Origin of the sequence: Azospirillum brasilense, assembly GCF_005222205.1 — a bacterium.
GTDB classification, from domain to species: Bacteria; Pseudomonadota; Alphaproteobacteria; order Azospirillales; family Azospirillaceae; genus Azospirillum; species Azospirillum brasilense_G.
The window spans coordinates 1,634,091-1,646,422 of record NZ_CP032346.1 but is presented as its reverse complement, the minus strand read 5'-3'; the positions used below and the strand labels follow the sequence as shown (position 1 = coordinate 1,646,422).

The 12,332-nt window shown below is 67.2% G+C and carries 9 protein-coding genes; 4 read left to right on the top strand and 5 right to left on the bottom strand.

Annotated features, from left to right (window positions below):
- The first annotated feature begins 5 nt into the window (after positions 1-5).
- A complete protein-coding gene (locus D3869_RS21445) occupies positions 6-545 on the top strand; it encodes a TRAP transporter small permease subunit (protein WP_137141820.1) in 540 nt (179 codons plus the stop codon).
- A gap of 20 nt (positions 546-565) precedes the next feature.
- Entirely contained in the window at positions 566-2,077 is a 1,512-nt protein-coding gene (locus D3869_RS21440) for a TRAP transporter large permease (RefSeq protein ID WP_137141819.1), read from the top strand.
- Positions 2,078-2,197: 120 nt separating this feature from the next.
- Here D3869_RS21440 and D3869_RS21435 read toward each other — a convergent pair whose 3' ends face one another.
- The 3 genes from D3869_RS21435 to recO all read right to left on the bottom strand — a co-directional run bounded on the left by D3869_RS21435 (position 2,198) and on the right by recO (position 6,754).
- Positions 2,198-3,295, bottom strand: coding sequence for a TRAP transporter substrate-binding protein (locus tag D3869_RS21435; protein WP_137141818.1), 1,098 nt, complete (start codon positions 3,293-3,295; stop codon positions 2,198-2,200).
- A 459-nt stretch (positions 3,296-3,754) separates the two neighbouring features.
- Positions 3,755-6,013 carry a DNA topoisomerase IV subunit A gene (gene parC, locus D3869_RS21430; RefSeq protein WP_137141817.1) on the bottom strand — a complete coding sequence of 753 codons (2,259 nt, stop codon included), beginning with the start codon at positions 6,011-6,013 and terminating at the stop codon, positions 3,755-3,757.
- An 18-nt stretch (positions 6,014-6,031) separates the two neighbouring features.
- The gene (gene recO, locus D3869_RS21425; protein WP_137141816.1) at positions 6,032-6,754 is read right to left on the bottom strand and encodes a DNA repair protein RecO; all 723 of its coding nucleotides are present in this window, start codon (positions 6,752-6,754) and stop codon (positions 6,032-6,034) included.
- Positions 6,755-6,958: 204 nt separating this feature from the next.
- Here recO and D3869_RS21420 point away from each other — a divergent pair, with 204 nt between their 5' ends.
- Positions 6,959-9,478 carry a sensor domain-containing protein gene (locus D3869_RS21420; RefSeq protein ID WP_137141815.1) on the top strand — a complete coding sequence of 840 codons (2,520 nt, stop codon included), beginning with the start codon at positions 6,959-6,961 and terminating at the stop codon, positions 9,476-9,478.
- Between the two features lie 119 nt (positions 9,479-9,597).
- A complete protein-coding gene (locus tag D3869_RS21415; RefSeq protein ID WP_014198290.1) occupies positions 9,598-9,981 on the top strand; it encodes a hypothetical protein in 384 nt (127 codons plus the stop codon).
- A 6-nt stretch (positions 9,982-9,987) separates the two neighbouring features.
- On the opposite strand, the gene D3869_RS21410 is transcribed toward D3869_RS21415, so the two are convergent.
- Both D3869_RS21410 and D3869_RS21405 read right to left on the bottom strand, forming a co-directional pair.
- Entirely contained in the window at positions 9,988-10,512 is a 525-nt protein-coding gene (locus D3869_RS21410) for a hypothetical protein (protein ID WP_137105486.1), read from the bottom strand.
- 102 nt (positions 10,513-10,614) lie between these two features.
- On the bottom strand, positions 10,615-12,300 hold the full coding sequence (locus D3869_RS21405) for a DHA2 family efflux MFS transporter permease subunit (protein WP_137141814.1): 1,686 nt from the start codon (positions 12,298-12,300) through the stop codon (positions 10,615-10,617).
- Positions 12,301-12,332: the final 32 nt, after the last annotated feature.

The following is a 12,332-nucleotide window of genomic DNA, read 5'->3' as shown; positions in this document are numbered from 1 at the left end:
CTCCGTTGAGGTTCCTGCTCCGAATCAGCGGGCTGATCGATGCTGTCAACAACGGCATCGGCAAGCTCGTCTATTGGCTGGTGCTGGTCGCCGTGATTGTCAGCGCCGGCAATGCGGTCATCCGCTACAGCCTCCATTACAGCTCCAACGCCTGGCTTGAGCTGCAATGGTACCTGTTCTCTGCGATTTTCCTGTTGTGCTCGGGCTACACGTTCCTGCGCAACGAGCACATCCGCATCGACATCGTGCTGGGCCGCTTCTCCCGGCGCGTCCAGTGCATGGTGGACATCTTCGGGATCCTCTTCTTCCTGTTCCCGATGGCCATCCTGATCATGTGGCTCTCCTGGCCGATGTTCTGGGACAGCTTCATCACCAAGGAGATGTCGAGCGACGCCGGCGGCCTGATCCGCTGGCCGGCCAAGATCCTGGTTCCTGCCGGTTTCTTCCTGCTGACCCTGCAGGCGGTGTCCGAGCTGATCAAGCGCATCGCCTTCCTGGCCGGACTCATCGATGAGCCCGGCGAGAAGATGCACAGCCACTCCTAAGAGACCGGGGACCACACACGATGGCCGCCTTCCTCATTGAGAACATGGCGCCGCTGATGTTCGCGGCGCTTGTTCTTTTCCTTTTGATGGGTTTCCCGGTCGCCTTCGCGCTCGCCGCGAACGGCCTTCTCTTCGGTCTGATCGGCATCGAGCTGGGTCTGCTGACCCCGGCGCTGTTCCAGGCGCTGCCGGAGCGCGTCTTCGGCATCATGCGCAACGACACGCTGCTGGCCATTCCCTTCTTCACCTTCATGGGCCTGATTCTCGAACGATCCGGCATGGCCGAAGACCTGCTCGACACCATCGGGCAGCTCTTCGGCCCGCTGCGCGGCGGTCTGGCCTATGCGGTGATCTTCGTCGGCGCGCTGCTCGCCGCCACGACCGGCGTGGTGGCCGCCTCGGTCATCTCGATGGGCCTGATCTCGCTGCCGATCATGCTGCGTTACGGCTATGACCGCCGCCTGGCGTCGGGCGTCATCGCGGCGTCGGGCACGCTGGCCCAGATCATCCCGCCGTCGCTCGTGCTGATCATCCTGGCCGACCAGCTCGGCCGTTCGGTCGGCGACATGTACGCCGGCGCCCTGGTCCCCGGCCTGGTGCTGACCGGCCTCTACGCCGGCTACATCCTGGTCACCACCATCGTCCGCCCCGACTTTGCCCCGGCCCTGCCGCCGGAGGCGCGGAGCCTGCGCGGCGCCAAGCTTCTGTTGCGCGTGCTGACGTCGCTGGTGCCGCCGCTGGTCCTGATCTTCCTGGTGCTGGGCACCATCTTCCTCGGCATTGCGACGCCGACGGAGGGCGGCGCCATGGGCGCCGCGGGCGCCATGATCCTGGCGCTCATGAAGCGGCAGCTGAGCTGGTCGCTGATGCGTCAGGCGATGGACACGACGGCGAAGCTGTCCTCCTTCGTCATCTTCATCCTGATCGGCTCGACGGTCTTCGGTCTGGTGTTCCGCGCCGTGAACGGCGACCTGTGGGTGGAGCATCTGCTGACCAGCCTGCCGGGCGGCGAACTGGGCTTCCTGATCGTCGTCAACATCATGGTCTTCCTGCTCGCCTTCTTCCTCGACTTCTTCGAGCTGGCCTTCATCATCGTGCCGCTGCTCGCCCCGGTCGCGGAGAAGCTGGGCATCGACCTGATCTGGTTCGGCGTCCTGCTGGGCGTCAACATGCAGACCTCCTTCATGCATCCGCCCTTCGGTTTCGCCCTGTTCTTCCTGCGCAGCGTCGCTCCACGGGAAGATTACAAGGACAAGATCACCGGGAAGATCATCAAGAAGATCACCACCGGCCAGATCTACTGGGGCGCCGTGCCGTTCGTCTGCATCCAGCTGATCATGGTGGCGCTGGTCATCATGTTCCCGGAGATGGTCTTCTCCGGCCTGGACCGCGGCGAGCCGATCGATCTGGACAATGTGAAGATCGAGATCCCGGCCTTCGACTCGGGCGAACCGCCGCCGCCGTTCGGCGCGCCGGAACAGCCCGCCGAGGACCCCAACGCCGACCTCATGAAGCAGTTGCAGGGCAAGTGACCGGTCCTTCCCTCCTCCCCCGCCCAGCGGGGGAGGAGCCTGGATCGGACAACAGCCGGATCATCGGCAACAAAAAAGCCCCGCTTCCGCGGGGCTTTTTCGTATCCGGCTTCTTGCTCCTTAGGACTTCTTCTTCGGCGTCGGAGCCGAGTAGACGAAGTTGTCGAAGGTGTTCTCGGCGACGCGGAACCACAGGTATTCCTCGTCGCGGAACTTCCGCCACTGCTCGTAGACCTTGCGGAACTTCTCGTTCTTCGCGGCCTCCTCCTCGTAGACGTCGAAGGTCGCCTGGTAGCAGGCCTGCAGGATGTCGCGCGGGTAGGGCTTCAGCACGGTGCCGGCGCCGACCAGACGCTTCAGCGCGTGCATGTTCACCACGTCGTACTTGCCGACCATGTCGGCGGTCGCGTCGGCGCAGGCCGCTTCGAGGACCGCCTGGTAATGTTTGGGAAGCTGCTCCCACTGCGGCAGGCTGACGAGGAAGGACACCTGCGGCCCGCCTTCCCACCAGCCGGGGTAGTAGTAGTATTTGGCGACCTTGTTGAAGCCGAGCTTCTCGTCGTCGTAGGGGCCGACCCACTCCGCCGCGTCGATCGTGCCCTTCTCCAGCGCCGGATAGATGTCGCCGCCGGCGATCTGCTGCGGCACCACGCCCAGCCGCTGCAGGATGGTGCCGGCGTAGCCGCCGATGCGGAACTTCAGGCCCTTCAGGTCCTCCACCGTCTTCAACTCGTTGCGGAACCAGCCGCCCATCTGGGTGCCGGTGTTGCCCGCCGCGAACTGGACGATGTTGTAGCCCTTGAAGAACTCGCGCATCAGCTCCATGCCGCCGCCGTGGGTCATCCAGGCGTTCTGCTGGCGGGCGTTCAGGCCGAAGGGCATCGCCGCGTCGAAGGCGAAGGTCGGGTCCTTGCCGACGTAATAGTAGGAGACGGTGTGGCCGCACTCCACGGTGCCGTCCTTCACGGCGTCCAGCACCTGCAGGCCGGGGACGATCTCGCCGCTGGCGAAGGTGCGGATCTGGAACTTGCCTTCGGTCATCTCGGCGACGCGCTTGGCCACCCTCTCGGCCCCGCCGTAGATGGTGTCCAGGCTCTTGGGAAAGCTCGACGCGCAGCGCCACTTGATCTCGGGGTTGCTCTGCGCGATGGCGGGCGCGGCCAGCGTGCTGGCGGCGACACCGACACCGGCGCTGGTGATGAAGGTACGGCGTTTCATGGCGGTCTCCTTGGGTCCTCTCGTCCCGGCGCGGGCGCACACCGCCGTTCCCGCCCCCACGAAGGGAGCGCGGCGTGCGAACCGAAAGGCTGTTGTTTTTGAGGAAGTTGTCTGGCAACGCCGGATCGACGTCACCGTGCGGGTCACGGACCGGGACTGCCGGGGCCGATGGGCCCCCGTACCATCGCTGTGCCTTCACACGGATCTGTGGTGACCATGCGCGTGCCTCCCTGTCGCCCGGTGTTCCTCCGGCCCCTGACGCCCCTTTCGGGGCACCACTTCGGTCGGCGGCACCAAGTTCGTTTTGGTACGATCACTATGCCGGAATCGCGGGTCAGAGTTCAAGTCCGAGCATGGCTGAACCCTACCAATTCGAGAACTTTCCGTCGGAAATTCCGCCAAAAGTGAAACGGGGGGCCGAAAGCCCCCCGTTTGCGTGCAACGTTAGGTAATAGAGGTTCAGGTGAACCGGTTGACCTTGGGGAAGCCGTTGGGCGGCATCTTGCCCACGCCGGCACGGTTGCCCAGCCAGCCGGTCAGGTTGGTGACGTTGAACTGCCGCTCGCCGTGCTTCCAGCTCAGCCCCTCGGCGATGGCGAAGACCTTGAGATCGGACAGGCTGCCGTCCTTGTACTTCTGGAGCTGCACGCCCTTGCCGCGGGCCATCACCGGCACCTGCTCCAGCGGGAAGACCAGAAGCAGGCGGTTGTTGCCGATGACGGCGACATGGTCGCCCTCCGCCGGGATGCAGATCTTGGCGTCCTTGTTGTCGTCGGGGTTGAGGATCTGCTTGCCGGACCGGGTCTGGGCGACGACCTCGTTCTCTTCGACTTGGAAGCCGCGCCCGTCCTCCGACGCCACCAGCAGGCGACGGTCGGGCTGATGCCTGAACAGGGTGATGATGTCCGCCTCGTTGCCGAGATCGATCATCAGCCGCACCGGCTCGCCGAAGCCGCGCCCGCGCGGCAGCTTGTCGGCGGACAGCGTGTAGAACTTGCCGTTGGTGCCGAAGACGAGGAGCTTGTCGGTGGTCTCGCAATGGACCCAGAAGCCCTCCTTGTCGCCTTCCTTGTATTTGACGTCGAGGCGCTCGGCATCGGTCAGATGGCCGCGCACCGCGCGGATCCAGCCCTTCTGCGAGCACAGCACGGTCAGCGGCTCGCGCTCCACCATGGCGTCGACGGGGATGTCGATGACGGCTGTGGCCTCGGCAACCTGGGTGCGGCGGTCCTCGCCGAAACGCTTGCGCGTCTCCTCCGTCTCCTTGCCGATGGTCTTCCAGCGCAGGCTCTCGTCCGCCAGCAGCTCGGTCAGGCCGGCCCTCTCGGCGGTCAGCGCGTCGTTCTCGCGCTGGATCTCCATCTCCTCCAGCTTGCGCAGGTTGCGCAGCCGCATGTTGAGGATGGCCTCGGCCTGCACCTCGGTCAGGGAGAAGGCGCGCATCAGCTCCTGCTTGGGCTCGTCCTCCTCACGGATGATGCGGATCACCTCGTCCAGGTTCAGATAGGCGATCAGATAGCCGCCCAGAACCTCCAGCCGATGGTCGATCTTGGCCAACCGGTGGCGGGAGCGGCGCTCCAGCACCTCCATCCGGTGGTCGAGGAAGGCGTCCAGCACCTCGAACAGGTTCATGACGCGCGGGACGTTGTCCTTGTCCAGCACGTTCATGTTCATGGCGAAGCGGATTTCCAGATCAGTCGTCTGGAACAGCGAGGCCATCAGGACCTCAGGGTCGACGTTGCGGCTCTTCGGCACCAGGACGAGGCGCACGTCCTCCGCCGACTCGTCGCGCACGTCCTCCAGAAGCAGCAGCTTCCGGTTGGTCAGAAGCTCGGCGATCTTCTCGACCAGCCGGGCCTTCTGCACCTGATAGGGCATCTCGGTGACGACGACCTGCCAAGTACCCTGCCCCAGCTTCTCCACCTCCCACCGGGCGCGCAGGCGGAAGGAGCCGCGGCCGGTGCGGTAGGCCTCGACCACGTTGGCCCGCGGCTCGACCAGCACGCCGCCGGTGGGGAAGTCGGGGCCGGAGATCAGGGTGACCAGATCCTCGATCTTCGTCGGGGCCGGCTTCTCCTTGCCGGCCAGCGCCGCCTTGACGCAGTCCTGCTTGTGCTTCAGCACCAGCCGCAGGGCGGAGCAGAGCTGGGCGGCGTTGTGCGGCGGAATGTTGGTCGCCATGCCGACGGCGATGCCGCTGGAGCCGTTGGCCAGCAGGTTGGGGAAGTTGGCGGGCAGGACCGCCGGCTCGTCCCCGTCGCCGTCGTAGGTCGGGCGGAAATCGACCGCGTCCTCGTCGATGCCCTCCAGCAGCGCCTTGGCGACGTCGGTCAGGCGCGCCTCGGTGTAGCGCATGGCCGCGGCGTTGTCGCCGTCGATGTTGCCGAAGTTGCCCTGCCCGTCCACCAGCGGGTAGCGCACCGCGAAGTCCTGCGCCAGACGGACCAGCGCGTCATAGACGGAGGTGTCGCCGTGCGGGTGGAACTTGCCGATCACGTCGCCGACCACGCGGGCCGACTTCTTCGGCGGCGTCGAGGGATCCAGCCGCAGTTGGCTCATGGCGTAGAGCAGCCGCCGGTGCACCGGCTTCAGCCCATCGCGCACGTCGGGCAGCGACCGCGCCATGATGGTGGACAGCGCGTAGCTCAGATACCGCTCGCTCAGCGCGTCGCGGAGCGGCTTCTCCTGGATGTCGAGGACGGGGTCTTGGGACGTCATGGCGTGTGGATACCAAATCTAGCGGCCGCGCGCCACCGTGTTCTCGTAACGTTCTCTTAATCGCAGCCTTGCCGGCGGCAGCGGGCCGTTGAGCAGATGGCGCTCCAGGAAATGGCCGGTCAGGCGCAGCCCCTCCACCACCGCCTGCGGCCCGCCGCCGCCCAGCCCGATCAGAAATCCGGGCAGAGGCAACAGCCGGTCGCGGTAGGGCTCCCCGGCCGAGGCCGACACCGCGCGCCCGGTGCGCGGGCTGACATAGGCGAGGTAGTCGTTCGCCCCGGTGACCGCGCAACGGTCGAGATCCAGCCCGAATCCAAGCTCGGCGAGCAGCCCGACCTCCCACCGCACGTAGGACTCGGCCCAGGCGTCGCCGCCCAGCAGGCCGAACAGCGCCAGAAGACCGTCGAACAGCGCCGGGTGCGGCTGGTGCTCCGGCAGGGCGGCCTCGGCCAGCGCGCAGGCGGCGGTCAGGGTCGCGAGTCGCAACGGATCATCGAGAAAAACGGCGGAATAGCCCTGCACCACCTCCAGCGTCAGAGTGCCGAGATGCTCGGGCAGGCGCCCGCGCCAGCGCGCCGACACCAGCGTGCCGGGTTCCAGCGCCGCCCGGGTCCGGCTGGACCGCCCGCCCATGACCATGCCGGCGTGCCGGCCATGGTCCCGCGTCAGCAGGGTGACGACCGCCGAGGTCTCGCCATGCGGCCGCGCCGACAGCACAACGCCCTGATCGGACCATTCCATGCTTGCGCTTCCTCACAGTGACGGGACGAGCCCGACTCGCCGATGGCACCCCGCTGCGCTTCCCCGCACCCGCAAAGCGGGTCCGATCGCCTTCACCACCAGCATGACGCAAATCCTTCGCAACGGGGCTTCATTTCTCATTCACCATTCCGGCACTATGTTGCGAGTTACGGAATGCGGGCGCACCGCGGCGGTGAGGGGGCTTTGAGCAGCACGATCGAGCGATATCTGCTGGCCGAGAAAGCTGGCTCCGAAGGCGTCTGGGACTGGGACCTTCGCAACGATACGATGTTCCTGTCTCCCCGCTTCAAGGAGTTTCTCGACCTGCCGCCGGGCGACGTCAATCGCCCGGAAGATTGGCTCGACCGCGTCCACCCCGACGACATCGACTGGCTCTACGCCTCCTTCGAAGGCCAGATGGTCGGCGTCTCGCTGCCTTTCCAGATCGAACACCGCGTCCGCCGCGCCGGAGCCGGCTTGTCGACCCCGGACGACGGCGATTCCGGCTGGCGCTGGCTGGTCTGCCGCGGCATGGCGGTGCCCGACGAATCGGGCGATCCGGTGCGCCTCGTCGGGTCGGTCGCCGACATCACCGACCGCAAGCACGCCGAACGCCAGCTCCGCAAGAGCGAGGAACGCTACGCGCTGGCCGCCGCGGCCAGCAATGACGGGTTGTGGGATTGGGACCTCGACGCCGGGACCGTCTATTACTCGCCGCGCTGGCTGTCGCTCCTCGGGCTGGAGGAAGGCAGCGTCGGCAGCAGCCCCGACGAATGGATGGAGCGCGTTCATCCCGACGACCGCCCGTCGCTGCGCGCGACGCTGGACGCGCTGGGCGGCGGCGACACCGTGTTCCAGATCGAATACCGCATGCGCCACGCCGACGGCGGCACCCGCTGGATGGCCTGCCGCGGCATCGCCGTGCCGGACGCGCAGGGCCGCCCGGTGCGGCTGGTCGGCAGCCAGGCCGACGTCACCGACCGCAAGACCGCCGAGCAACGCCTGCTGCAAAGCGAGGAGCGCTACGCGCTGGCCGCCGCCGGGGCCAACGATGGGCTGTGGGACTGGCGGCTGGACACGGACGAGGTCTATTACTCCCCGCGCTGGGCGGCGATGCTCGGCTTCGCCGGGGACAGCCTGTCCAACCGCATCGGCGAATGGCTCTGCCGTGTGCATCCCGACGACCTGGCGGGGCTGCGCACCGCCATCGACCTGCATCTGACCGGCGAGCGGGAGCATCTCCAGCACGTCTTCCGCATCCGCGCCGCCGACGGGGACGAGTTGTGGATGCTGGTCCGCGGCCTCGCGGTTCGCGATGGATCGGGCCGGGCGGTGCGGATCGCCGGCTCGATGACCGACATCACCGCCCAGAAGCGGGCGGAGCAGCAGCTCCTGTTCGACGCCTTCCACGACGGCATGACCGGGCTGCCCAACCGCACCCTGTTGCTGGACCGCATCGGGCAGGCGCTGGACCGCAACCGGCGGGCCGGCGGCAAGGCCTTCGCCGTCATCTTCATCGATCTCGACCGCTTCAAGTCGATCAACGACGCGCTGGGCTCCAGCGTCGGCGACCGGTTGCTGAAGACCATCGCGGAGCGGCTGGACGAGACCCGCCGCATGGGCGACACGCTGGCCCGCCTGTCCGCGGACGAGTTCGCCGTTCTGCTGGACGGCATCGACGATGTCGGCGACGCGCTGTCCGCGGCGGAGCGCATGGGCGAGGCCGTCGCGCGGCCGCTGGCGCTGGACGGCCATGAGCTGGTGCTGTCCGCCTCCATCGGCATCGCGCTCAGCGTCTCCGGCTACGACCGGGCGGAGGAAATGCTGCGCGACGCCAGCCTCGCCATGTACCGGGCCAAGTCGGGCGGGCGGGCGCGCATCGACGTGTTCGACAGCAACCTGCGCCGTCAGGCGATGGCCCAGATGCGCACGGAGACCGACCTGCGCACGGCGCTGGAGCAGAACCAGCTCGTCCTCTACTACCAGCCGATCGTCGCCCTGTCCTCGGGCCAGATTGCCGGGTTCGAGGCGCTGATGCGCTGGAAGCATCCCGAGCGCGGGCTGGTCCCGCCGGGCGAATTCATCCCGCTGGCCGAGGAATCGGGCCTGATCGTCCCGATGGGCCGTTGGGCGCTGCGCGAGGCGGCGCGCCAGCTCGGCCAGTGGCAGGCCCGCTTCCCCCGCCCCGCCCCGCTGTTCATGAGCGTGAACGTCTCCTCCCGCCAGTTCAGCGACGACGACCTGATCGGACTGGTCAGCGAGGTGCTGCAGGAAAGCGGTGTGCCGCCCTCCAGCCTGAAGCTGGAGATCACGGAAAGCCTGCTGATGAAGGACCCCGCCAAGTGCCGGGTGCTGATGCAGGGCATCCGCGACATGGACGTGCGCCTGTCCATCGACGATTTCGGAACCGGCTATTCGTCGCTGTCCTACCTGCACAAGTTCCCGGCGGACACCCTGAAGATCGACCGCAGCTTCGTCCAGGCCATCTCGTCGGGCGAGGGCAACGCCGCCATCGTGCAGGTGATCGCCACGCTGGCCGCCATCCTGGGCATGGAAGCGGTGGCCGAAGGCGTGGAGACCGAGATGGAATCGGAGTTCCTGCGCGACATCATGTGCAAGTACGCCCAGGGCTACCTCTACGCCCGCCCGGCCCCCGCCGATGCCATCGAGGCGCTGCTGCTCCGCGAGGCGGAGGAACCGCTGGCCCTTCCCAGCTTGGCGTAAGGCATCCCTTCTCCCAATCCGGCCCCACCCCCGGCCCTATCCAACGGACACTTTCCCCGGCACCGCCCTTTGTGCGAGTGTCCGCGCTCTTTCATTGGGACAGATCAGGATCTCGCGTTATGGCCGACCGCAACTGCGGAGAATGCACGCTGTGCTGCAAGCTGATGGGCGTGCCCGAACTGAAGAAGCCGTCGGCCAAATGGTGCGTGTCCTGCGACCAGGGCAAGGGCTGCACCGTCTACGAGGAGCGCCCGCAGTCCTGCCGGAACTTCCAATGCTTTTGGCTGATGGACGAGAATTTCCCCGACGAGTTCCGGCCGGACCGCATCCACGCCCTGGCCGCCTTCAACGACGTGAAGGACAGCTGCGTTCTCCACGTCGATCCGGCCAAGCCGCGCGCCATGTCCAGCCCGAAGGTCAACGCCCTGATCGACGCGCTTCTCAAGAGCTACGCCAAGGTGTTCGTGCTGTCCGGCAAGGAAAGCGCGCTGATCCAGCGCTGAGGCCGGTTACGCCCCTCCACCGCCGCCGCGGAAGTTGAGCAGGCTCGGCGCCTTGTCGATGATCTCCTCCAGGATCAGGGAGGCGGTCTCCAGGTCGCGCTCCAGGTCCGCGCCGAGTTTGCCGGCGTAGTTGGGGCGCTTCAGCTTCTCGTGGGCGTCGTGCAGGCTGCGCAACTCGGCCACGAAGATCTCGCGGGCGCCCATCGGCAGGATCGGGTTGGCCGACAGCACGAAGAAGAAGCGCATGCTGGCCCGCACCAGAAGGGCCAGCATCACCGTGTCCAGCCGCTCGAACTGGTCGCGCAGGTCGTCGGAGCGGGTGTCCACGAGGTTGCGCAGCCGCTGCTCGATCAGAATCACCAGCGCCTGGAACTCGCCCACCTTGTCGCGGAATTCGCGGTAGGCGCCGAAGCTGTGCTTGCTCGCCTCATGCTCGGCCAGTTGGGCGAGCTTCGACGCCTCCCGGCACTGGCGTTCCAGCGCGGACAGCAGTTCCTTGACCTCGGCGCGGGTGTATTGGCGCTTGCTCATGACGGCGGAGAGACCCTTCGACGCGACGGCCAGCCCTATAGCACGAAGACGGGCGCCGGTCACCGGGACGCTTCACCGCCGCGATGGGACGGCGCCGAAGCGTCAGTGATCCGCCGCCGCCGGCTTGCCGCCCGGACGCCGCACCAGCGGCATCAGCAGAAGCCCGGCGAAGAACACGCCGGCCATCAGCAGCAGGCAGTCGTTGAAGGTCAGCACCATCGCCTCGCGCTCGACCATGCGGGCCAGCGTCTTCATGGCGGCGGCCTGCGGGTCGGCGACCAGCCCGTCGAACTTGGCCGCCAGCCCGTCCAGCGTCTCCTGCACCAGCGGGCGGGCGAGGTTCAGGTTGTCGCCCAGCCGGTTCATGTGCAGGGCCGACCGCTCCAGCAGCACGGTGTTGATCGCCGCCAGACCGATGGCGCCGCCCAGGTTGCGCATCAGGTTGTAGAGGCCCGACGCGTTCTTGAGCTGCTCCGGCGGCAGGGTGCCGAGCGCGATGGTGTTCACCGGGATGAAGCACAGCATCAGCGACAGGCCGCGCACCGCCTGCGGCAGGAACAGCTCCCAGAAGCCGGACTGGTTGGTCAGGTGGGCGTTCAGCCAGACGCCGGTCCCGAACAGGCACAGCCCCATGGCCAGCATCACCCGCAGGTCGAGCTTCTTCGACAGCGCGCCGGCGATCGGCGCGGACAGGAACTGGAAGGCGCCGGTCACGAACATGATCGTGCCGATCTGCAGACTGTTCAGCCCGCGCACCCGCGCCAGGAACAGCGGCTGCAGATAGACCGCCCCGTAGAGCCCGATGCCGATGATGAAGCTGTAGAGCGAGCCGATGGCGAAGTTGCGGTCCAGGAAGGCGCGCAGCTCGACGATCGGGTTGCGGTAGGTCAGGACCCGCCAGAAGAAGCCGATGGCGGCCACCGCGGCGACCACGGCGAAGATCGCCACATACTCGTCCTCGAACCAGTCCTGGCGCGGGCCTTCCTCGACCACGAACTCCAGGCTGCCGAGGAAGGCGGCCATCAGCCCCAGGCCGATGAAGTCGAACCCCTTGCGCAGCGCCGGGTTGGGCTTGTCCACGTCGACCAGGGTCCAGACCAGCGAGGTCACGGCGATGCCCGGCAGCACGTTGGCCAGGAACAGCCAGTGCCAGGAGAAGCTCTGGGTCAGCCAGCCGCCCAGCGTCGGCCCCAGCGTCGGCGCCATGGTGGCGACCAGACCGATCATCACCGACACGCCGGCCCGCTTTTCCGGCGGGAACAGCGAGAAGCTGGTGGCGAAGACGGTCGGGATCATCGCGCCGCCGATGAAGCCCTGGAGCGCCCGCCATACGATCATCGATTCGATGCTGGAGGTGAAGGCGCAGGCGACGCTGGTCAGGGTGAAGCCGGCGGCGGCGATGGTGAACAGCACGCGGGTGGAGAGGATCCGCGCCAGCATGCCGGACAGCGGGATCATCACCACCTCGGCGATGAGGTAGGAGGTCTGCACCCACGAGATCTCGTCGGCGCTGGCCGCGAGGCCCGCCTGGATCTCCGACAGGGAGCTGGAGACGATCTGGATGTCCAGGATCGCCATGAACATGCCGACGACCATGGACAGGAAGCCCAGCCAGTCGCGGGTGGTCACCGGGCGCGGCCCGGCGCTTGCTGGGGAAGGAGCCGCCGCGCCCCGGCCCGCGGGGGGCGGGGGAGTTTGGAGCCGGGACGCGGCGGTCTCGCCGCCCGCGTCCGCCGGGGGATTGGCGTTGCGGGCAGAGGGCGTGTCGTCGTTGGTGATGGCGGTCATGGTCGCCCTCTCCAGGACGAAATCGGTTGGAA

Excerpts from the sequence above, each read along its gene's own strand:
- D3869_RS21410 (WP_137105486.1), bottom strand. The coding sequence starts at position 10,512 with ATGAGCAAGCGCCAATACACCCGCGCCGAGGTCAAGGAACTGCTGTCC.
- D3869_RS21415 (WP_014198290.1), top strand. The coding sequence starts at position 9,598 with ATGGCCGACCGCAACTGCGGAGAATGCACGCTGTGCTGCAAGCTGATG.
- recO (WP_137141816.1), bottom strand. The coding sequence starts at position 6,754 with ATGGAATGGTCCGATCAGGGCGTTGTGCTGTCGGCGCGGCCGCATGGC.
- D3869_RS21405 (WP_137141814.1), bottom strand. The coding sequence starts at position 12,300 with ATGACCGCCATCACCAACGACGACACGCCCTCTGCCCGCAACGCCAAT.
- D3869_RS21440 (WP_137141819.1), top strand. The coding sequence starts at position 566 with ATGGCCGCCTTCCTCATTGAGAACATGGCGCCGCTGATGTTCGCGGCG.
- D3869_RS21435 (WP_137141818.1), bottom strand. The coding sequence starts at position 3,295 with ATGAAACGCCGTACCTTCATCACCAGCGCCGGTGTCGGTGTCGCCGCC.
- parC (WP_137141817.1), bottom strand. The coding sequence starts at position 6,013 with ATGACGTCCCAAGACCCCGTCCTCGACATCCAGGAGAAGCCGCTCCGC.